Source organism: Dactylosporangium sp. NPDC051541 (assembly GCF_044454505.1).
In the GTDB taxonomy this organism is placed as follows: Bacteria; Actinomycetota; Actinomycetes; order Mycobacteriales; family Micromonosporaceae; genus Dactylosporangium.
Window position 1 is genome coordinate 81,533 of record NZ_JBITDU010000013.1, and the last position, 20,675, is coordinate 102,207.

The following is a 20,675-nucleotide window of genomic DNA, read 5'->3' on the forward strand; positions in this document are numbered from 1 at the left end:
CCCGTCGTGCATCGTCCGGCAAGCGCGGATGTTATTGCTCGTCCTGGAGCGTGGCGTCGTCGATGATGCTGCGCCTCAGCACGCGGAGGTCGGACTCCTCGACTCCGTGGTCATCGAGCATGGGCTCGGCAATGGTGGCCAGTCGTTGACGCGTCTGCGGCTGGACGGGCCGACGCGCCAGGAAGTGGATGATGCACCGCACGATGGTCGGGGCGAGCGCGCTCCGCATCGTCACCGGTCTGAACGTCTCCACGAGGATCTCGAGTACGTCAGCGGCGAGTTCTGCAGAAGCGGCGGGGTCGGCGGTCAAGGAGGTGACGAGCACGGCGATGTAGCGGTCCGGGCTGTCGTCGTCGTGTGTGCGCAGGCCGGTGACGGTGGCGATGGTGGCGCAGCGCAGGTAAGCAGTGCGTCGTACGTGGCTGTCGCATGCGGCGGTGGGCAGGAGCAGAACGTCGATGAGGGCGCGGGCCGCCGATGGTGCCGCGCCGTTAAAATGCTCCAAGGCGTAGAAGCGGGTGAGCACACTGGCGCCGAGTGCGGTCACCAGCGGCTCGACGGCGTGCAGGACGACGTCGTCCTGCAGCCCGGCCTGCAGGTGGCCCCGGATCGCGATCGCTTCTGACGGTGCCTCGTCATAGATCCGGTTCGGCTTGCTGTTCGGCGGGACCTTGTGAATCCAGAACGGGTCGATGGACAGTCTGCGGCGCTGGCCGTTGTGGATAGTGAGTGTCAGGGCCCGCTCGGCACCGTTCCAGCCTCGCTCCAGGGCATAGGTGTATATGATGCTGGTGTATTCCGCGTGGTTGAGCTGCGAGTGCCAGAACAGCGTCAAGTTGTGCCAATGATCGACGTGGTCGTCACCGTCGATGGCGAGGAAGCGCTGAACGTTCAGCGATCCCGCAACGATGGTTGCGAGCAGGACCAGGTTGGCGCTGTAGGCGGCATGACGGGCGGAGACGGTGGCGGTGGTCGGCTGGTAGGCGGAGAAGCCGTGCCGGGCCCGGGGATGCCCCGCTGCGGCGTGCAATCGGACCAGCAGTTCGTTCAGCTGATCGCTTTGGTGTTCGGGCAGGTCGCTGAGGCCGGCGGTGAGGAATTCGACGATGGGGCTGCGCCCGGCTAGTGCGGCGAAGGAAAGCAGCGCATGCAGCAGATCGTCGTCGATTGCGGCCGATGGCAACGTGCTGCTGGCATCCCGTGTCGCAGTTTCCAGCAAGGCCTGCACGGTCAGGCGGGCGACGAGGTATTCACCGAACGTGGCGTGCAGGAATTCGTAGGTGCTGATCTGAGTGTCGTCTCGGCTGGCTTGGGCGCGATGGATGAAGAAGAACCGGCCCAGCACCAGTTCTGCGGACCCGGCGCGACTTCGCAGGTCCGGTTCCACTTGCCTATGCTCACCGAATATCGAGGTCAGGTCACGTTCGAGTTCGTGCTGCCCGATCCATTGGGCGCCGCGATTGAACATCGCGAAGGCGACAAGGGCCAGCCGCCGCAGCTGTTCCTCGACTTCTCGTGCGGTGGACTGCGCGTCGAGGTGGGGACGGTGTTTGGCGACCTCCCGCAGGGCGAAGCTGTGCAGCAGGCGTTCGTAGAGGTGGTGGCGGCTCAAGCGGGCGACGTTGCGTTGCAGGGCGTTGGCGTCAGCGTCGTAGAGGCAGAGCATCAGCAACAGCAGTGGCTGAGCAGCCAGTTCCGGGTAGGCCAGGACCGTCTGCGTCGACAGCGGTGCGACGCCGGCAGCGAGGAAATGGGCCCTGTTGGCCCGATTCCAGATCTGCAGCCAGATATGGATCTGGTGGTTGTCGAACGGCTCGATTCTCAGCAGGAGGGTGTCTGCCGGGGCTCGGGAGCGGTCGGCGACGCTGGTCCGGGTTGTGACGAGCACCGCGACTGGTCGGCCTTGGTCGGCTTCGCGTTGCTGGAAGGCCGCGACCCGCGTCAGATAATCGACGTAACGCACCCCGGTGGCTTGGATGAGTTCGTCGAACCCGTCCAGCAGCACGACCGGTAAGGCGCCATCAGCCGCGCGGACAAGGGCCGGCCACGACAGCTGTTCGCCGGTGGCGGCTCGGAGGGCATGTTCAAGTTGGTCCTGCACGTCGGCGTCGGCAGGTACATCACGCAACACCACTCGGACCGGTAGGAAGTCCGCTGGCAGGCGTGCGGCGAGAATGCGGGTGAAGACGGATTTACCGGCGCCCGGCTGACCGAGGACGAGGATGGGCGCCTGTACAGCTCGGACAGAGGTCAGGTAGCCGGCGAGAAACTCGTCAAGATTGTGGTGGACCGGTTGTTTGGACCACCACCGCTCGCTGTTGGGCGGGACGTCGGGATCGGCGTTGCTGACCCGGAATCGCGGTGTGAGGTACGCCTGTTCCAGGGTCGGAACCGACATCCCGGTGGTTACCTCGCCGGACTCGACGATCGGGCGATCGAGCGCGGCTCGGTAGGCTCGTGGCAGCGCGGTGACCTGCGCCGGCGTCGCTCGCCCGGAGGCCACACTGGTGAGGAGCTGTTCCAGATGTGTCAGGGACGGCCGGAGTGCGCGCACGGCATCGCGGGTGCCCTGATGCTCGCGTGTCGCTGTCCAGAAGCCGAACTCGGGAAACTCCGTGGCGAGTGAACGCAGCAGTTGCTGATACCTGGCCACCGCCGCCGCGGGCACATCGCGGAGCCCGGTGGTGAACCTGGCACGCGCCGTGTCATCCAGGTCATCCCACACGGACAACCCCGCCACGAACCGGCCGACCTGCTCGTGCAGTCCTGCATAGTATGTGGCAAGCCGGGCCTGGAAGGCGTCGTCGCCGATGTGCGGCTCGGGCAGCACCACACCGGCTGCGAGTACCGATGTCACGAATCCGCCGGAGCCTCCGGCGGCGCCGTCACCGGCGATCGCAAGCTGTTCCGCACGTGACAGCTCAAGATCAGCAAACCGGATCGACAGCGGAGCTTCACTCATCGCCTCGAAGAAGCTAGTAACAACGATGACGGTGTGTGCCGCGACGAGCCGTTCGGTCCGGTCGAACCGGCCCAGGCCGCCGCGACGCTCGGCCACGTCCCGCACGAGCCGATGGCACAGTCTGACGAACTCCGCTCGCGCATCGAGCCAGCCGAGCACGGCCGGAAACGCCACACCCGCACCCAGCAGCAAGCCGCCCGTCAACCGGTCGAGTGCGCGAACCGTCGGGCCTTCACCACCGAGCAGACGAACAGCATCGCTGTAACTGAGCACTCTTGGCATGCCGTAGCCCCTCCGCCTCGATCCCATTGTCGACTATGAGTGCCAACGCCGGTACCCACAGTTGATGGGGGGCTGTCAACCGACATGCGAAACACCCGGGCGGCTTCATCCTGTCGAGCGACGCCATTGCTCCGAAGAGCAGTGGGTGGAGGTCGAGCTTTTCCCGCTGCGAGCGGAGCCAGTCAGGGGCCAGGGGCAAAAAATCAGGTCCGGAGGGTTCGGCTCGGAAGGTGCCCGTAGACGGTGCGGTATTCGGCGGTGAAGCGGCCCGGGTTGGCGAAGCCCCAGCGTTTCGCTATCGCTTTCACGGTGGTGCCGTTGCCCGGCTCGGCGGCCTGCAGTTCGCGGTGGACGTGTTCCAGGCGGACCCTGCGCAGGTACTCCAGCGGGGTCTGGTCCAGGTGGCGGCGGAAGGCCACCTGCAGGCCGCGTACCCCTATGCCGGCGGCGGCCGCGATGGTGGCGGCGGTGAGCGGGGCGGCGGCGTTGGCGTCCATGTAGGCGATGGCTCGCCTGACCGCGGCCGGCGGGACCTTGCCCGGGGTGGGCAGGCGGGCGGCGGTCATCGTCGTGTTGGGGAAGACGGCCAGCACGGAGGCGGCGGTCAGCTGGCGGAGCTGGTCGAGGACCAGCGGGGGGAGGTTGGCGTCCGGTACGGCCAGCTGGCGGACCAGGTGCGTGACGGTCGCGGCCCAGTAGCGGCGCATCGGCTCGGAGACCGGGGTGACCGACTCGAAGCGCAGGTCGGCGGCGGGCAGGCCGGTGGCGGCCTCGGCGACCTCGGCGATGTCGGCGATCGGCATCCGGACGATGGCGAGGGCCACGTCGTCCCAGTCGACGCTGAAGGGCACGCCGATCGGGTACAGGAAGCCGCCGTTGCGGGGCAGTTCCACCGACGTGTGGTTGCTGTGCAGGATGCCGCCGCCCTCCAGGACGGCCCCGGCCAGCAGGAAGTCGGCCGAGTCGACGGCGCCGGTGTACTGCGCGCCGCCGATGCGGATCGCGTCGGCGCCCAGGTCGGCGTAGTTGGCGCTGCGCAGCGAGACCTGCACCCGGGCCGGGTCCGCGAAACGCATCCGGGGGCGGTGCTCGATGACCTGGTTGAGGGACTCGGCGGCCACCTCCCGGTCGTGGGTGCGCACTTCGAAGTACGCGGGACCTCCCACAGCTTCCTCCTGCCACTGCTACCCCGTCAGCAGTCATCGTGCCGCAACCGTCGCTCGGATGGAGCCGGTCCGCCAAGTCGGACCGGCCACGGCGAGGGCGGCCGGTGCCGCCAGGAGCGCCGAGGCCGCTCCGGGCCGGTGTTGGATCAAGGCGCTGACCTGCGTGAATGCCCAATAGCACGGCAGGGATCGGACCGGTCCGGCGAAACATTGTACGGCCGAGTGGCGGCCAGATCGGGCCGATACGGCGACTGCCAGGGTGCTACGCCAGATACCCGGCGGCCTGCAGCCGGAACAGTTCGCTGTAGCGGCCGCCGGCGGTCATCAGCTCGTCGTGGGTGCCCTGCTCCTCGATCCGGCCGTGGTGCATGACGTAGATCCGGTCGGCGTGGCGGACGTTGGCGAGCCGGTGCGTGATCAGGACCGTGGTGAGCCGCCCCTGCCGGTCCCGGATGGCCTGGAACAGCGCGTCCTCGGCCCGCGGGTCGAGCGCCGACGACGGCTCGTCCATGATCAGCAGGTCGGCGGTGCGCAGGAACCCGCGGGCGGCGGTGATCCGCTGCCACTGCCCGCCGGAGAGGTCCTGGCCGTTGGCGAAGGTGCGGTCCAGGAGCGTCTCGTACCCGTGCGGCAACTCGATGATCATGTCGTGGGCGGCGGCCCGGGCGGCCGCGGACTCGATCCGCGGCTGTGACGGCTCGGCGGCCGCGTCGCCGATCGCGATGTTCGTCGCCGCGGTGAACGGCCACTTGTGGTACTCCTGTGTCACGACCGCGATCCGGGCGTGCAGCGCGGCCGGGTCCCAGTCGCCCAGCGGCCGGCCGTTCCACTCGACGGCGCCGGTGTCGGGGGTGCGCAGCGCGGCCATCATCGATGCGAGGGTCGTCTTGCCGGAGCCGTTCTCGCCGACGAACGCGACCGTCTCCCCGGCCCGCACGCTCAGTGTGACGTCGTCGACCGCCGGGGTGTCCCGGTCCGGGTAGGCCAGCCCGACCCCGCGCACGTCGATGCGGCGCAACCGGTCCGGAGCCGGGTGCTCCGCGACAGCGGCCGACAGGTACTGCGCGGCCCGGGCCATGAACCCGGTGTAGTCGCCGAAGTGCCGGCCCTCGGTGTAGATGTTGTCGATCTGCAGGGTCACCGTCGTGAGTGAGCGCTGCGCCGTCTGCACGGCGATGACGCAGGTGGCCGCGGCCGCGATCGGGATCTGCCCGCGGATCAGCAGCAGCCCGAGCAGGATGTACACGCCGACCGTGGCCAGGCCGCCGATGACGGACCCGACGCTGGTCGTGGTCGTGACCCGCCGGGCCAGGTTCAGCTGGATGTCGGTCTCGGCGCCCATCACCCGGTCGTACTGGTCGAGCAGGAACCGGCGCAGGTCGTAGGAGCGCAGCTCGGTCGCCGAGTCGCGTTCGGCCATGAGCCGGTGCAGCAGCCACAGCCGGCGGCGGCGGACCGACCCGGCGATGAACGTCTGGTACCGCTGGTGCCCGGCCCGCAGCGACGCCCACGCGTTCGGCACGGTCGCGACGAGCAGCGCGAGCAGCAGCAGCGGGTGGATGACGATGACGGCGGCGGCGACGGCGAGAACCCCGGCCAGGCCGGCGAGGAGGTTCATGGCACCCTGGACGAGCCCGGCCGCGGAGTGGGTGCCGCGGGAGGCGCGTTCCATGTCGTCGGCGAACGCGTCGGCGTCGAACGCGTCGAGGCGGACCGCGGTCGTCACCTCGAACAGGGACCGTTCGACCTCGCGGTCGACGCGCGGGGTGAGGCCGTTCTGGGCGTAGCCCATGGCGATCCCGAGCCCGGCCCGCAGTCCGGTCACGGCGGCGAGCGCGGCCAGGGCCGGCAGGGCGGCGGTGACCCGCTGCGGGGTCGGCCCGCCCTCGAACAGCTGCACGAGGACCTGCCGGGTGGCCAGGAGCCCGAACGACGCCAGGACGCCGGAGCCGACGGTGGCCACGCCGACGAGCAGGGTCCGGGCCCGGTCGGCCCGCCAGCTGAGCCGGACCGCGGCGGCGAGGAGTTTCGGCAGTTCGGCGAAGACGGCCCAGGTGCCGGCCTCGGCGCGGGCCCGCACGCCGCTCTCCCACCACATCTCGCGCAGTTCGGGCAGGACAGAGTGTTCGATGCTGCTCGCTGCCACCACGGCCAGCCCCTCCCGTCCGTCGATATCCGACGATGCCTGACGGGCCCGGGCAGGAACAACCTGACTCAACCGGAAGGGTGCGTTCATTCACGGGTCGGCTTCGCGACACGAGTCCCACCGCATCATCGCCGACGGCCCCACACCGGAGATCCTCGACAATGGCGACCTGCTCCTCGAAGCTGACCTGATCCACGCCCGCTCCCCGTTCGGCCCCGGCGAGGAACGGGACGGAACGCCCGGCCTGCGGAAGCGTGTGACGGCGAAGGGGACGGCGTGAACGAGTTCGAGGCGTTACTGGCAGGGTTCTTCCGGGCGGTGTCGTTCGAGGCCGGGGCGGCCCCCGACTACGAGGCGATCCGCGCCGTGTTCGTGCCGCGCGGCCTGCTGATCCGGGCCCTGACCACCCCGGCGGAGGTGAGCACCATCGACGAGTTCATCGCGCCCCGCGTCGAACAGGTACGGTCCGGCGCGCTGACCGCCTTCGCGGAGTCGGAGATCAGCGGCGAGTCGCAGGTTTTTGGCAACGTCGGGCAGCGATGGAGCCGATACGACAAGCACGGCGTGCTCAACGGGGCGGCGTTCGCGGCGCAGGGCTGGATCTCGACCCAGTTCGCCCGCACGAGCGACGGGTGGCGGATCACGTCGATGGCGTGGGACGACGAGCGCTGACGTCGTCCGGCTACCAGATGCGGGTGCGAGCCGGGCCTGGAGGCAGGGCGGCGACCGGGCCGGCCGCGCCGGTCGTCCTCGGCTCGCCGGTCAGGTCGACGGCCATGACCGCGGGCGTGCCGTCGAGCTCCTCGAACTCGGCGTCGGCGACGCGGACCCTCGGCAGGTCGCTTCCGGTGACGGCGGCCACGCGGGTGCCGGCGAAGGGCTGCGGCAGGTCCGTGTCCAGGTACACCGCGTCGCCGTCCTCCGTCACCGCGGCTGTCCCGGTCGGTAGGACCTGCGGGTCCTGTTCGCCGGCGAACGGCTCCGCGCCGGCGGCGTAGACGTTCTGGGTCGCGTAGACGGGCTGCAGTACCCCCAGGAAACGACGATGATCGCCCGGAGGCTGGGCGGCGATGCGGGACAGGTATTCGGCGAACGACGCCGGGTAGTCGTCGTATCCGGCCAGGCCCGCGACCGGGGCGCCCAGACCCTCGGCCTGCGGGCCGTAGGCGGCCGCGGGGTCGGCACCGACGAAGAGGTTGCCGATCCAGCGGTCGTCGCCGCCGGTGATCGTCGCGAAGCCGGCGACCTGCGTGCTGTGCGGGCGGTGATACGGCGTCGCCCGGTCCGGGACCGGCTCGAGGCGGACCGTGCCGCAGATGAGGTTGGCGACGAACGCGCCGCCCTGGCTGAACAGCTCCAGCGCCGCGGGCGAGGCGAAGACGTTGTGCTCGGCCAGATACGGGCCGTGACTGACCTCGACGAACAGGTCACGGTTGTTGCGGTACAACACATTGCGGGAGATGCGGGTGCCCTGCGTCTGCCAGTCGAGCCAGACTCCGAGGGTACAGTCGTGGATACGGTTGTGCCGGATCGTGACGTCGATCGCGGCGTGCAGCTTGATCCCGGCGATCTCATAGCCGTAGAACTCGCGCTTGGTCGCGATGTTGAAGATGTGGTTGTCCTCGATGGTCGAGAACACGCCACCGAGGTGCCCGACGATGCCGTTCTGGCCGCAGTCGTGGATGGTGTTGCGGCGGATCACGTGAGAGCCGATGTGCTCCCGGTCCCACCCGATCTGCCGAGCCGAGAAGACCGATTCCAACTGGTACTGGTAGCCCGGCTTGTCACCCCGCTCGCTCGCGTAGTTGTGGCCGGTCGACGCCTCCTTGCCGATGGAGATCGCCGAACACTTCGCATCGTGGATGTGATTGTCCTCGATGACCCACCCCTTGGCCCAGTTCGGCCCGATGAGCCCCGGCTGGTCGGCGGTCGGCGGCGTCCACGGGCAGGCGGCGTGGGCCAGCTCGAACCCGCGGACGGTGATGTAGTCGAGATGGTGGCGCTCCGGGAAGAACACCGACCGCCGAACGTTGATCTCCACCAGCTCGTCGTTGGGGTCGGCCGCCCCGAAGTTCGCCCAGATCGTCGTACGGTGAGGCCCGGCCTCGGCGTACCAGACGGGCCGCGGCCGATCCGAGTCCGGTGCCGGCACGGTGACCCCGGTCCAGTCGTCGAGCACTTCGGTGCGCGCCACGGCCCGGCCGACCTGCTCGCGCCCACCGACCTCATACCCGCTCAACCCGTTGAGGTACACCTCGCCGAGATGCTTGCGCGGCGCCCCGTCCCGGTAGACGACCCAGTCCCCGGCGATCTCCTCGACGAACGGGTTGAACTCGCCGAACACGGTGTTGTCGACGTCCACCCGCCAGACACCGCTGTCGCTCTCCCACCCCGTGACCCGCTCGGACCCTTTGATCACGACGTGTTCCCCGGCCGCGGCCTCGTACGTGATGCGCCGGCTCTCACTGAGCCCACCGCGGCGCGGCTTCACCCACTCCCGGTACTCCCCGCCGTGCACCACAACGGTATCGCCGGCCCGCGCAACCGAAGCCGCCCGGTTGATCGTCCGAAAGGGCCGCTCAGCGCCGCCGTCATCCCCATCGGAGCCGTTCAGCGCGACATGCAACACCGTGGTCACCGCGGCCACCCTTTCGCCAGCATCAACGCTTGCGAATGCTAATCGCGATCCGCCGGGTCGCACACCCCAACGACTTTTCGAAAAAACCACCGCCCGGATACGCGGATGTTCGGCCGGGATCGGGCCCCGCGCCGGGCCGGGACCTCACTCCTCCCAGACCGGGACGCGTGGAAGCCCACGCTCGTCCCGGGCGGCGTCAACGAGCCGCTGGATGAGCGCAGTCTTCCCGCGCGTGTACCCGTCCCCGTCCAGCCCGGCCGCGGCGAGGCGCTGCTTCAGCCGCCCGTACTCCGCCCGCTCGTCAGCGTGGCGCAGCAGAAAGTCCCGCAGCAGCCGCTCGTTGCGCGTCTCCCACGAAGCCCAGGTCACGACATGCAGGTGCACCGGCAACTCCCACCCACCGCCCGCACTGATTTCGCGCGCGCCGCCCGGCTCCGACTCGCGCGCGCCGCCCGGCTCCGACTCGCGCGCGCCGTCCGGCTCCGCTGGGTGCGCGGTGGGCGGGTCGGCTGGGTCGGGCGCGTTGGTCGAGGTGGGTGGGGTGGGGTCGCGGCGGTAGAAGTAGCGGTCCGGCATGCCGGTCTCGATCAGGGTGAAGCCTTGGCCGAGGGTGGCGGGTACCGCTTCCAGCGTGTCGACGGCGGTCATGAGGTCGATGACGGGCTTGGCGGGGAGGCCGGGGATTGCGGTGCTGCCTACGTGTTCGACGGCCTTGAACAGGGCCGGGTGGGCGGCCTGGAGTTCGGCGATGACGGCCCGGGCTTGTGCCGGCCAGGCTGGGTCGTACTCGTCGATGTGGATCACCATGTCCGGGACAGTACCCGGGTGCTGCGGGCTGTGTGGGTGATGCGTGCGGCGACGGGCAAGGAGCCGGTGTCTTCGCCGGTGCGGATGCGGTCTTCGACGCGGGCTAACCTGCCGATCCGTGACCGAGGCCGGCGTCGCGGGCTCGGACGATCGCCTCGGCTCGGCTGGCGACCCGCAATTTGGCGAAGATGTTGGAGATGTGGTTGCTGACGGTGTTGGGTGACACACTCAGCTGGGCGGCGATGGTGGCGTTGCCCTGGCCGGTGGCGATGAGGTCGAGGATCTCCCGCTCCCGTGGAGTCAGGGTGGGGAAGGGTGCTTCGGCGGTCACCGGCGCGGACAGGTGTGCAATGGCGCGGCGGGCGATGCCGGGGCCGAACACGGCGTGGCCGGCGGCGACACCGGAGATGACGCGCAGGATGTCCTCGGGGTCGGCGCCCTTCAGGACGTAGCCGAGGGCACCGGCGCGCATGGCGGCGAACACCGAGTCGTCGTCGTCGAACATGGTGAGCATCAGGACGGCGACCGCCGGTGCGCTGCGGCTGATCTCCCGGGTCGCGTCGATACCGGACTGGTCCGGCATGTTGATGTCCATGACAAGGACGTCGGGCTGCAGGGTCACCGCTGCCTTGACGGCCTCGCGGCCGGTCGCGACGGCGTCCAGGAGTTCGTACCCCTCCACGGCGCCGAGCAGCGCGCGCAGTCCCTCACGAACGACGGAGTGATCGTCGGCGACGACGATGCGGACGGTCATCGTCGGCCCTGCAGCGGCAGCGTGACCCGCACCTGGCCCCCGCTTGCGCCGGCGCCGGCGCAGCAGTGACCGCCGAGCTCGGCGACGCGTTCCCGCATGGACGTCAGCCCGACACCGGGCTGCCAGGGCCGGCTACCGCCGCCGTTGTCGCTGATCTCGAGGGTCATGGTGGCATTGTCCGTGTCGAGACGGATGGTGGCGGTCGTGGCAGTGGAGTGTCGCGTGATGTTGTTCAACGCCTCCGTGGCGATGCGGTACGCGGCCACCTCGACCGCGGCCGGCAGGTCCGGCAGCGGGCCGGTGGCGGCGACCGTCACCCGCAGCGGGCTGCCGTCGGTCCGCTGCGACAGCACCTCGGCGTGCTCCCGCAGCGCGCCGAGCAGGCCGAGGCCGTCCAACGCCGGCGGACGCAGCTCGTTGACCAGCCGGCGGATGTCGTCGATCGCGGCCGTGGTCTGCACCCGCAGTTGCGCCATGACCTCGGCGGCGCGCTGCGGGTCAGTGAGCGCGATGCGGCGTGCGGTGTCCGCCTGCAGCACCACCCCGGTCAGCGCCGGTCCGAGCCCGTCGTGCAGGTCGCGGCGCAGCCGCCGGCGTTCCTCTTCGCGGGCGGTGACGAGCGCTTCTCTGGTGCGGCCGAGCGCTTCGGCGAGCGCGGTCGCATGGACAGCCACCGCGATCGAGGTGGACACCAGCGCCAAGATCCTCTCGTCGGCGGGGTCGAGCCTGGCCTCGCCGGGGCGCAGGCCGACGATCAGCTCACCGACGTGTTCACCGCCCTGCTGCAGCGGCACCGAGCGGCGCAGCGGCGGGGGCGCACCGTACGTGGCCAGTTCCCGGTGCTGCGCCACGATCGCCGCCGATGGCAGGCGCAGCACACGGCACACCGCCTCCAGGACGCCGTCGAGTCCGGTCGCATCGATGGCACCGATCCGCTCACCGATCTCCGCAATCGCCCGGACCGGGTCGTGCCGCGCTCCGTAGAAGACGCGGTCGAGGCGGTGCTGCAGCCAGACGCGGACCGGGTTGAAGCCCGCCGCGACGACCAGCGTCGCCAGTACCGAGCTGCCGAGGCCGACCTCGCGGCGGACCACCGCGTCCAGGCCGGTGACGAGCAGCGCGTAACCGGCGACGACCGCCGTGGTCAGCAGCAGGTACAGCACCGACCGGGAGATCACCAGCCGGATGTCGAGCAGCTGGTGGCGGAGCACCGCCACCGAGATCGCGATCGGGACCAGCGCGACGACGAAGATCGACCACCAGCCCTCGACCCGCAGGACGTCGCTGACCACGAACGTGGTGACCATGACCAGCGCCGCGAGCAGCAGCCAGAGCAGCTGCCGGCGGACCCGTTCGTCACCGCGCCGGTAGCGCAGCACCAAGGAGAGCACGGCCGCCCCGTACACACCGAACCCCAGCACGGACGTGACGCCGGCGAAGACGGTCAGGTCGCTCGAGGCCGCCGCCGGATATCCGCGGACGCCGAGCTTGCCGCTGAGCGTGTCGGCCGGCGCGACGGCGGTTGCCGCGAAGGCCACCGCATCGGCGACCGCCGCGAGCACCACCCACCGCCAGCCGCGGCCCAGCAGCCGCCCGTCCGGGAAGACCAGCAGGACAACCGGCAGGACCAGACTGATCACCCACGTCCAGCCGACGTTGGTGAGGGTCGCGACCACGCGCCACCCGGCGCCGTGCTCGCCCGGCGCCGCGCCCGCGGCCAGCAGGGCATACCCGGCGGCGCTCAACGCGTAGCAGATGCCACCGGCCAGCAGCAGCCAGCCGACGACGTTGCCCGGCCGGTGCCAGGCGATCGGCCAACCGGCCACCGCCAGTGCCAGGCCCAGCGTCGCGCTGCTCACCGCGAAACCGTCGACGAGCGCGGCCAGGCTCAACCCGGACACCACACCCGCGACGGCGGTCGTGGCGACCTCCGCCACCGCGAGCGCGAATAGCCCCGCGGCGATCGCGGGGCCTGTGACCCGTACACCTGACATCCCATCATCATGACGGCGACGCCGCCACCGGCCGTGGTGGCCCGCCACCACCACGCCCGGGAACAATCCCCGGCCGCACTGGTGGCGGCGCATCTGCCGGGCAACGACGGCCGGGCGCACGCTGGTCAGGACCGCACGCCCCACCTCACCGAGGAGCGCCAACCATGCCCGAGACCACCGCGACCGCAGCCTCGGTGACGACGACCAGACCGCCACGCGACGTACGCGGCTTCTGGCGCACGCTGCTCGCCGTCATCACACCGGTGCCGATGCTCGCCGAAGGCATCTACTACCTGTTCGTCCCGGCCGAGGGAAGCGCCGACTTCGACACCACCGTCGCCGCGTTCGCCGCGCACCAGCAGCTCGTCGACACCATCAGCCGGCTCAGCAGCATCTTCGTGATCGGACTCATCCCCGCCACCATCGCGGTGGCTCTCGCCACCCGCCGCGGCGCGCCACGACTGACCACCTGGGGTGCGGTCATCGCACTGACCGGCTTCATGGTCGGCTTCCCCATGCTGGGAGGACCGTTCACCCCCGCCTACATGACCGTCGAGCACAACCTCGACCGGCCGAGCATGCGCGCGCTGCAGTCCGCGCTGGAGGGTGAGCCGCTGCTGGCGGTCTCCGGGCTGCTGTTCATCGTCGGTGTGGTCTTCGGGCTCGGGCTGCTAGGGATCGCTCTGTGGCGCAGTCGCGTCGCTCCGGCCTGGACCGGAATCGCCCTGGCGGTCGGCGGCTTCACGCACCCGTTCATCCCCAACCACGTCGGCCAGGGCATCGGGCTGCTGGTCGCGGCGGCCGGCTTCGCCGGTGCCGGGTACGCCCTACTGCGCATGCGCAACGACGAGTTCGACCTGCCCGCGACCGCGGCATCGACCTGAGCCGGGCCACGCCGGCCCTACTCCGCCTACCAGTCCGAGGTACGCCGCTGGTTGTAACCCAGGAGCCCCGCCGGCAGGACACGAACTTCGACGGAGGCGTGGACCTCGTCATCCTCGACCCCGACAGTGACGGCCACCCCGGGACCACCCTGTCCCACCACCGGGACCACCCTGTCCCACCAACCGAAATCATTCCCCGCCGAAGGCGCCACGAATAGCGCCCACCGAAAAAAGACCACGACGGCCCGCGCACCGACAGACGAACCGCAACCAAACAAACCGCACCCAAACTACGGTCCGGACCACGCTACCCGGTAGTTCCCATCGGCCGAGCCCACAACGCGGTGCCCCTCCAACCGGCACCTGGCGCACCTGGCCACCCACGAGCGCGACACCCGGCGAACAACCGGACGCGCCGACCGCAGCGGCCCATGACGCACCGGGCCGGTCCGCTCAACGAATTCCGGCTCAGCGGCGCCGGCATCCGCAACTACATCGACATCAAGCGCCGGGGTCGCCGTGGGCTCTTCGACCTGCTCCGGCGGCTCGACGGCTTGCGGCTCGACGACCTGCGCAAGCCGGGCCGCCCGGGCCTGGAGCCACTCCTCCTTGGTCACCGGCACATTGTCGCCATAGATCCGGCGGAGCTTGGCGGCGTGGCGTTGTTCAAGTCCCCAGTCGCGTTGTTCCCGATGCACACGGCGAAACGCTTCCACCATCGGGCTGTATTTCCGCGACCGGGTCCGATCACGCATCGTCGCCGTTTCGCTTTTGCCGAATAGGCTCATCTGCCCCCGCATGAATCAATTATCCCAAATCCGGAGATCAAGTACACTACCCATTTTTCTTGACGTTATCTCAACGAAGAATGGCCCTTCTCCAAGGGCGACATCGGCATAGCGGCGGTATCGGGCGGTGCCGGAGCTGGGCGTGGAGCCATCGGTCGAACGAGAGGGCTCCACCCCGGCGACGGCCGCCCAGCCGCCGGCGGACGCCACACCACCGCCAGGCCCCGCGCACCCGGCGACATCGTCACCGCGGCGCTCCACCTGACCCACTTCGAATACCGATACCTACCGCAATCTTGCTGAGATCACGTCACTGCACCCGGCATTCGTCGTGCAGGGTCACCGCGCCTGGGCGTTCGACCGTCGCGAAGACGCCGAACTCCATGTTGTGGTGCGTGGCCAGAAGTTTCAGCAAGTTGCTGTGGGTGTGTGCGGACTCCTGCGGCAGGTCGATCATCACGCATCTTGTGAGAGGGCGAACTACGCGTAGGACCAGGTTCGGGCCCACCTGCAGGCGTCGGCCCAGCCAGTTGTCTTCGATGAACGTCGACTCGGGGGTGTCGATCAGCAGGTTGGCGCGGAAGCGGGTCGCGGCGGCCGGGGTGCCGTCGAGTTCGGTGCCGCCCAGTGCGGTCAGTGCCCGGAGGGCGGCGGTCGTGATGATGCTGATCGGGCCCTCGTCGTGGTGCGGGATCCTGGCTTCGGGGGTCATGGTGACGGTGTGGCCCAGGACGGCGCTGATCGCGTGGTGGCCCAGCGGGTCGTCGGCCTTGAACCGGCGGCCGTCCGGGAGCTCCACCAGCGGAGGCCAGACCCGGTCGCCGGCCCCCGACAAAGCGCCGTCCGCCCCGAACAAAGCGCTGTCGGGACCCAGCAAAGCGGCGTCGGGCCCGAGTAGCGCGGCGGCGGGCCCCGGCAAAGCGGTGAAAGCGCGGAACCTGAACAAGCCGTCCATGCGGCGGAAGCGCCGGGTCGTCTTGCCGCTGCCGAACTTGCCGTCGGTGCCCCGGACGGCCCACTGCCGGTCGCCGGCCAGGCCGCGAGCGTCCACCGCGGCGGCCGGGAGGGTCTCGCCCAGCATCGACTTCACCGGGTACCGGCGAATCTCAACGATGCGCAAACGCACCCCCGAACAGGTCGACCGGCCGGCCGTGCGGCATCCCCGAGGGGCCGGCCCAAGTCGGCAAAGCATCGAGCGCCATGTGTTTCGAAAATCCACAGTGGACGAGGAGCGAGGGTGGGGCCCCAGGCCGCGTGCCGGCCGGTCGTCCGGTCACCGTGCCGTCACGGCAATCGCCGGGGCGGGGCAGACGCCGGCCGCCCGGGTTATCGCCGATCAGCACGACGCGCATCACGCCAACAGTACCGGCACGGCGGCCGGCCGGCGGATCGCCACCGTCCCCAACGCCACCGTCAACACCGCAACCGCGGCCAGGAACAGCCGGTCCACCGCCCCGTCGGCCTGCGCCACCAAGCCGAACACGCTGTGCGCCGCCAGCGCCCCCGTGCACGCCGCGATGAGATGCGAACGACCCCAGGCCGGGCCCGCACTCCAGCGGCGCAGGCAGTACACCAGCGTCGTCACGAGCGCCGCCGCGGCCGCCATCGGCAGCAGCGACCACCCGCCGTGCGTGAACAGCGGGCCGCTCGCGTGGCCGAACGGCCAGACCAGGAAGAAGAACAGCAGCGCACCGGCGCCGGTGACGACGGCGACCGCGGGGGCCGGCGGCGGCGCCAGTGGTGCGGCGCCCGGCACGTGTACCCGCAGTGCCACCACGGTCACCGCCAGCGCGACGGCCGCGAAGCACACCGCCGCGGCGAGCGGCATCGTGTAGCCGGGGTCCTCGTTGGGCACGACGGTCAGCCGGACGAGCGCCGCGCCCGTCAACGCGATCAGGCCGGTCGTGATCAGGCCGCCGCGGCGCAGGTAGGGCGCGTGGCCGTGGCCGGGGAAGCACAGCTCGACCAGGACGACGGGGATCGTGATGCTGAAGACCGCGTGGTACACCAGGTTGAGCAGCGTGTAGTCCGTGTTGAGGCCGAACAGCCGCGGCGCCCAGTCGGCCGCGTGATACAGGCGCGGACTGGTGAGACTCTGCAGTACCAAACCCTCTTCCACCACACCGTAGGCGACACCCATGAGCAGCAGGTTCGCGTAGCCGCCGCCGGTGCGCCGGACGAGCTCGCGGATGAGGAGCGCACCGCCGCCGTACAACGGTGTGAAGATCAGCAGGGTCCAGGCCAGCCGCAGCGGCACCGTGCCCAGGGTGAGCTCGGCGACCAGCGGTGCGGTGAACACCAGCAGCCACGCCGCCTTCCGGTTGCGCGGCCGCGGGTCCGGCACCCGCGGGAACGCCGAGCGCATCACGGGCCGGTTCACAGCGACGATCAACAGCGCCAGGAGCGTCAGTTGTACTCCCTGCACCCCGCGCATCCACCCCGGGTATTCGGCGGTCAGGAACAGATAGGCCACGGCGACGAAACCCATGGCCGACACGATCCGGATCCGGCGGTATGCGGCCGCGGCACCGGCGAGGAGCTGCCGCGTCACCCACACGTAGAGCACGGCGACGGCGAGGATCGGGACCGGCCGGGTCCACAGTGTCCGCTCCAGCGCGGCCCGGTCGGCGCCGGGGTCCCGGGCCAGCTGGTAGGCCAGCACGTCGTGCCGGAACAGCACCGTGAGCAGGGCGAAACTGACGCTCACCGTCAGGCTGGCGATGAGCAGTGCGACGACGACACGGATCGCGGAACGCTGCTGCGGGGTCATGTGATGAAGGTAGGAATTTCCGGGCCCGGGGGCGTCGGACCACGGTCTGGACTATTTTCTGCGACCTCAGGATGAGGGGCGGGGCCGGACCAGCCCCAAGTCGTACGCGAGGATGACCGCCTGCACCCGGTCCCGGACGCCGAGCTTGCGCAGGATCGCCGACACGTGCGTCTTCACCGTCGCCTCGGCCACGACGAGCTGGGCCGCGATCTCCGCGTTGGCCGCACCCCGAGCCAGCAGCAGCAACACCTCCCGCTCCCGCTCGGTCAGCTGGGCGAGGGCCCCGACCGGCGGTGGCGGTGTCGTGTCGGTGGCCACGAACCGGTCCAGGAGCCGCCGGGTGACCGCCGGCGCCAGCAGCGCCTCACCGCGGGCCACGACCCGGATCGCCTCGACCAGCTCCGCCGGCCGGACGTCCTTGAGCAGGAACCCGGAGGCACCGGCCCGCAGCGCCGCGTAGAGGGTGTCGTCGAGGTCGTACGTCGTGAGGATGATGACCCGCGGCCGCTCCCCGGCCGCCGTGAGCCGGGCGGTGGCGTCGATCCCGTCGGTGCCGGGCATGCGGACGTCCATGAGCACCACGTCCGGTGCCGTACGGGCCGCGAGGGCGACCGCCTCCGCGCCGTCCCCGGCCTCCCCGACCACCTCGAGGTCGTCGCGGGCCTCGATGATCATTCGGAAGCCGGAGCGGACGAGGGCCTGGTCGTCGGCGATGAGCACCTTGATGGTCACGCCCGGCCGCCCGTCGGCAGCGCCGCCTCGACCTGAAACCCGCCGTCGGGGTGCGGCCCGGCCCGCAGGGTCCCGCCCAGCAGCGACGCCCGTTCCCGCATGCCGATGAGCCCCTGCCCGCTGCCGCGGTGCGGCGACGGCCCGGCGCCGCCGAAGTCCCGGACCCGGACCAGCACGGCGTCGCCGTCGACCCGCACCAGCACCGCGGCCCTGGACCCGGCTGCGTGCCGCAGGGCGTTGGTAAGGGCCTCCTGGACTATGCGGTACACCCCCAGCTGCACTGTCAACGGCACGTCCCCATCACCTTCCCGCACCAGGTCGACCGGCACCCCGGCCGCCGTCACCGACTCACCGAGCCGCTCCAGATCCGCGAGGGTCGGCTGCGGCCCGCTGTCCTGACCGCCGTCCTCGCGCACCGTCCGCAGGAACCAGCGCAGCTCGGCCAGGGCCTGCCGGCCGGCCTCCTCGGTCCGGCGCAGCGCCGCCCGGGCCTGGCCCGGATTGCTGTCGAACACGTCATCGGCCGCGGCCGCCTGCACCACCATCACCGACACCGTATGCGACAGCACGTCGTGCAGCTCCCGCGCGATCCGGGCCCGCTCCTCCAGGGCCGCCTGCCGCCGCTCCGCGACCCGCCGCGCCCCGCGGGCCCGGGCCTGCGCACCCCAGCTCCACGCGAGCAGGCACGCGACCAGCCACAGCCCGGCCGGCAGCCACCGCTGCTGCACCAGCGCCGGCCCGCAGACCGCGACCACGGCCAGGGCGAGGCCCCGCAGCGACTCGCCGGCCGGCCGCAGCCACGCGTAGGTGCACAGCACCACGAACGCCACACCCGGCCCGAACGCCGGGAACAGCACCTGGAACCAGGCGCTGACGAACAACACGACCGCGGTCCCGGCCCGCGGATGCCCGTCGAGCCACCACAGCGCCGCGGCCTGCCCGGCGATCAGCGGCACCGCCACCATCCGCGCCCACACCGGCCCGAGCACGGCCGGCTCCAGCGCGAACACCGACCCGGAGACGACGACCGACCCGGCGACCAGCACCCGCCGCCACCGCGGCGCCAGCCGCGCCGAATACCCGTCGTCCCCCATGGCCCGACCTTACGCAGTTAATGCGTTGCCCGCCCGGAGCGGGGCCCGTATCGTTTTCCGTGTAAGCGAACGAGACACCCCCACCGAGAGGCGAGGACGATGACGACGTGGACCGCGACCGGAGCCGGGCAGCAACCGCCCGAGCCGGGTGCCGCGCTGTTCGCGGGCCTCGAGTGGCCGGGACGGTGGCAAGGGTAGGCCTGTTCACGAGGCCCCCGGAGCCGCCCATCCCGTCAGGGACAAGGGCGGTTTTTTCATGGGTACTGCCAGACACGCGTACCGCGACATAGGGGTGTAGCTCAACTGGCTGAGCGTCGGTCTCCAAAACCGAAGGTTGCAGGTTCGAATCCTGTCACCCCTGCGCACGACTTGGCGGGTTCGGCCAGCGGTCAGGCCGCCGCGTTCTCAGCGCGGAAACAGGGGTTCGACTCCCCTACTCGCTACTCGGCCACCGGGGTGTCCACGGTGACATGTCTGTCTTCCAAACAGAAGTGACGGGTTCGATTCCCGTCGGTGGCTCGCGAAGATGTTCCGGGGTACGGCGCTGGCGCCGTAGCCGCGCTTTGAACGCGGAACCCGCAGGTTCGATTCCTGCCCCCGGAGCGGCACAAAGGACACAAGACACAAGTCCACAGTAGACATTCCCTCGTCGTCCAGTCGGCAGGACACAGCACTCTGGATGCTGGAAGCGTGGTTCGAGTCCATGCGAGGGAGCGGCGTCAGGCCAATGCAGCACGAGTGGTGGTGCACCGGATTCGTAACCCGGAGGAGGGAGTTCGATTCTCCCCGTTGGCTCGCGACAAAGCGCTCCGCGTGAGCGAAGTGCCAAGCAGCAAAGCCCGGCCCGGGTGGCCCAACGGTAGAGGCCGTCGGCTCAGAACCGGCGTACTGGGGGTTCGACTCCCTCTCCGGGTACAACCAGAGAACGAGGGGACCGTGCCATGGGTGTCAGGTTGCGCACGTTGCACGTCGGGGCGCGGGACTTCGTGTGGCGCACCGCCGTCCGCTACGTGCCCGGGTCCGAGGGCGCCTGCCTGCGGGTCGTGCGGGTCCGGGTGTGGGGCGGCGGCAAGCAGTCGCGCGTGTTGCAGGCCGACCTCGCGGCGCCGGTGACGGACGAGTCCTGGCATCCGACGCCGAAGGACGTCAAGGCCGTCGTCGAGCGCGCGCTGGCGCATGGGTGGCGGCCCGACGTGCGCGGCGGCATGTACGTCATGCGCAACGCGCAGTTCCCGGCCATGTGACGGGGCTGCGCACCGCGCCGGTCGTCACTGCCCCGTGATGTGCTCCGGCTCGATGGTGATGAGCAGGCGGACCTGGTCGCGGCCCCCGAACCACGGGTAGGGGCCGCCCAGGTAGCGCTGGGCCAGGGTCTCGATGTGCTCGGCGGCGCCGTCCTCGGTGACGCTGACGACCCGGCCGCGGACCTGGAAGTAGCGGCGGGGCTGGGCCGGGTCGCCGATCGCGACGGCGACGCGCGGGTCGCGTTCGATGTTGCGGACCTTCTGATGGCCGCGGACCGAGTTGATCAGGACGTGCTTGCCGTCGGTGTCGACCCAGACCTGGGTGATCTGCGGTGAGCCATCGGGCATAAGGGTCGTCAGGTAGCAGAGGCTGTTGTGTTCGAGCAGCTCGCGCAGCCCATCAGGAAGATCCAC

General features: G+C 70.4%; 16 protein-coding genes and 7 tRNA genes. 11 read left to right on the top strand and 12 right to left on the bottom strand.

All coding sequences use genetic code 11. From position 1 onward, the window contains the following. Positions 1-31: 31 nt before the first annotated feature. From ACIA8L_RS41890 to ACIA8L_RS41900, 3 genes are all read right to left on the bottom strand, one after another. Positions 32-3,244, bottom strand: a complete 3,213-nt coding sequence (locus tag ACIA8L_RS41890) for an NACHT domain-containing protein (RefSeq protein WP_395913523.1) — start codon at positions 3,242-3,244, stop codon at positions 32-34. A 203-nt stretch (positions 3,245-3,447) separates the two neighbouring features. Next, complete coding sequence (locus ACIA8L_RS41895; RefSeq protein ID WP_395913525.1) at positions 3,448-4,410, bottom strand: AraC family transcriptional regulator; 963 nt, start codon at positions 4,408-4,410, stop codon at positions 3,448-3,450. Between the two features lie 262 nt (positions 4,411-4,672). Then, positions 4,673-6,559, bottom strand: a complete 1,887-nt coding sequence (locus ACIA8L_RS41900) for an ABC transporter ATP-binding protein (RefSeq protein ID WP_395913527.1) — start codon at positions 6,557-6,559, stop codon at positions 4,673-4,675. A gap of 273 nt (positions 6,560-6,832) precedes the next feature. Here ACIA8L_RS41900 and ACIA8L_RS41905 point away from each other — a divergent pair, with 273 nt between their 5' ends. Beyond that, positions 6,833-7,228 (top strand): hypothetical protein, encoded by a 396-nt coding sequence (locus ACIA8L_RS41905; RefSeq protein ID WP_395913529.1) that lies wholly within the window; start codon positions 6,833-6,835, stop codon positions 7,226-7,228. 10 nt (positions 7,229-7,238) lie between these two features. Here the strand turns inward: ACIA8L_RS41905 and ACIA8L_RS41910 are convergent, their stop codons facing one another. From ACIA8L_RS41910 to ACIA8L_RS41925, 4 genes are all read right to left on the bottom strand, one after another. Beyond that, complete coding sequence (locus ACIA8L_RS41910) at positions 7,239-9,194, bottom strand: right-handed parallel beta-helix repeat-containing protein (RefSeq protein WP_395913531.1); 1,956 nt, start codon at positions 9,192-9,194, stop codon at positions 7,239-7,241. 144 nt (positions 9,195-9,338) lie between these two features. Continuing rightward, complete coding sequence (locus ACIA8L_RS41915; RefSeq protein WP_395913533.1) at positions 9,339-10,001, bottom strand: GrpB family protein; 663 nt, start codon at positions 9,999-10,001, stop codon at positions 9,339-9,341. Between the two features lie 103 nt (positions 10,002-10,104). Beyond that, complete coding sequence (locus ACIA8L_RS41920; protein WP_395913535.1) at positions 10,105-10,755, bottom strand: response regulator; 651 nt, start codon at positions 10,753-10,755, stop codon at positions 10,105-10,107. Further along, the gene (locus tag ACIA8L_RS41925) at positions 10,752-12,749 is read right to left on the bottom strand and encodes a sensor histidine kinase (RefSeq protein WP_395913537.1); all 1,998 of its coding nucleotides are present in this window, start codon (positions 12,747-12,749) and stop codon (positions 10,752-10,754) included. Before ACIA8L_RS41925 ends, ACIA8L_RS41920 begins: the two co-directional genes overlap by 4 nt. Positions 12,750-12,913: 164 nt before the next feature. On the opposite strand from ACIA8L_RS41925, the gene ACIA8L_RS41930 reads away from it, so the two are divergent. Both ACIA8L_RS41930 and ACIA8L_RS41935 read left to right on the top strand, forming a co-directional pair. After that, positions 12,914-13,633 (top strand): hypothetical protein, encoded by a 720-nt coding sequence (locus ACIA8L_RS41930; protein ID WP_395913539.1) that lies wholly within the window; start codon positions 12,914-12,916, stop codon positions 13,631-13,633. A 431-nt stretch (positions 13,634-14,064) separates the two neighbouring features. Next, positions 14,065-14,415, top strand: coding sequence for a hypothetical protein (locus ACIA8L_RS41935; protein ID WP_395913541.1), 351 nt, complete (start codon positions 14,065-14,067; stop codon positions 14,413-14,415). Positions 14,416-14,731: 316 nt separating this feature from the next. On the opposite strand, the gene ACIA8L_RS41940 is transcribed toward ACIA8L_RS41935, so the two are convergent. The 4 genes from ACIA8L_RS41940 to ACIA8L_RS41955 all read right to left on the bottom strand — a co-directional run bounded on the left by ACIA8L_RS41940 (position 14,732) and on the right by ACIA8L_RS41955 (position 19,017). Then, positions 14,732-15,547, bottom strand: coding sequence for an MOSC domain-containing protein (locus ACIA8L_RS41940; RefSeq protein WP_395913543.1), 816 nt, complete (start codon positions 15,545-15,547; stop codon positions 14,732-14,734). A 225-nt stretch (positions 15,548-15,772) separates the two neighbouring features. Continuing rightward, entirely contained in the window at positions 15,773-17,191 is a 1,419-nt protein-coding gene (locus ACIA8L_RS41945; RefSeq protein WP_395913545.1) for a hypothetical protein, read from the bottom strand. Between the two features lie 66 nt (positions 17,192-17,257). Further along, complete coding sequence (locus ACIA8L_RS41950; RefSeq protein ID WP_395913547.1) at positions 17,258-17,923, bottom strand: response regulator; 666 nt, start codon at positions 17,921-17,923, stop codon at positions 17,258-17,260. Next, on the bottom strand, positions 17,920-19,017 hold the full coding sequence (locus ACIA8L_RS41955; protein WP_395913549.1) for a sensor histidine kinase: 1,098 nt from the start codon (positions 19,015-19,017) through the stop codon (positions 17,920-17,922). Before ACIA8L_RS41955 ends, ACIA8L_RS41950 begins: the two co-directional genes overlap by 4 nt. Positions 19,018-19,305: 288 nt before the next feature. Here ACIA8L_RS41955 and ACIA8L_RS41960 point away from each other — a divergent pair. From ACIA8L_RS41960 to ACIA8L_RS41995, 8 genes are all read left to right on the top strand, one after another. Next, a tRNA-Trp gene (locus ACIA8L_RS41960) sits at positions 19,306-19,378 on the top strand. Between the two features lie 10 nt (positions 19,379-19,388). Then, positions 19,389-19,460, top strand: a tRNA-Glu gene (locus ACIA8L_RS41965). A gap of 4 nt (positions 19,461-19,464) precedes the next feature. Next, positions 19,465-19,536, top strand: a tRNA-Gly gene (locus ACIA8L_RS41970). Positions 19,537-19,547: 11 nt separating this feature from the next. After that, positions 19,548-19,620: transfer RNA gene (locus ACIA8L_RS41975), tRNA-Gln, on the top strand. 39 nt (positions 19,621-19,659) lie between these two features. After that, positions 19,660-19,731: transfer RNA gene (locus tag ACIA8L_RS41980), tRNA-Gln, on the top strand. A 9-nt stretch (positions 19,732-19,740) separates the two neighbouring features. Next, positions 19,741-19,812 (top strand) — tRNA-Thr (locus ACIA8L_RS41985). Between the two features lie 47 nt (positions 19,813-19,859). After that, a tRNA-Leu gene (locus ACIA8L_RS41990) sits at positions 19,860-19,932 on the top strand. Between the two features lie 26 nt (positions 19,933-19,958). Beyond that, entirely contained in the window at positions 19,959-20,261 is a 303-nt protein-coding gene (locus tag ACIA8L_RS41995; RefSeq protein ID WP_395913551.1) for a hypothetical protein, read from the top strand. 24 nt (positions 20,262-20,285) lie between these two features. Here the strand turns inward: ACIA8L_RS41995 and ACIA8L_RS42000 are convergent, their stop codons facing one another. Then, the gene (locus ACIA8L_RS42000) at positions 20,286-20,675 is read right to left on the bottom strand and encodes a PPOX class F420-dependent oxidoreductase (protein WP_395913553.1); all 390 of its coding nucleotides are present in this window, start codon (positions 20,673-20,675) and stop codon (positions 20,286-20,288) included.

Bases quoted from the DNA above. Each gene is read 5' to 3' on its own strand.
- ACIA8L_RS41890 (WP_395913523.1), bottom strand. From the start codon at position 3,244: ATGCCAAGAGTGCTCAGTTACAGCGATGCTGTTCGTCTGCTCGGTGGT.
- ACIA8L_RS41915 (WP_395913533.1), bottom strand. From the start codon at position 10,001: ATGGTGATCCACATCGACGAGTACGACCCAGCCTGGCCGGCACAAGCC.
- ACIA8L_RS41920 (WP_395913535.1), bottom strand. From the start codon at position 10,755: ATGACCGTCCGCATCGTCGTCGCCGACGATCACTCCGTCGTTCGTGAG.
- ACIA8L_RS41925 (WP_395913537.1), bottom strand. From the start codon at position 12,749: ATGTCAGGTGTACGGGTCACAGGCCCCGCGATCGCCGCGGGGCTATTC.
- ACIA8L_RS41930 (WP_395913539.1), top strand. From the start codon at position 12,914: ATGCCCGAGACCACCGCGACCGCAGCCTCGGTGACGACGACCAGACCG.
- ACIA8L_RS41935 (WP_395913541.1), top strand. From the start codon at position 14,065: ATGACGCACCGGGCCGGTCCGCTCAACGAATTCCGGCTCAGCGGCGCC.
- ACIA8L_RS41945 (WP_395913545.1), bottom strand. From the start codon at position 17,191: ATGACCCCGCAGCAGCGTTCCGCGATCCGTGTCGTCGTCGCACTGCTC.
- ACIA8L_RS41955 (WP_395913549.1), bottom strand. From the start codon at position 19,017: ATGGGGGACGACGGGTATTCGGCGCGGCTGGCGCCGCGGTGGCGGCGG.
- ACIA8L_RS41995 (WP_395913551.1), top strand. From the start codon at position 19,959: ATGGGTGTCAGGTTGCGCACGTTGCACGTCGGGGCGCGGGACTTCGTG.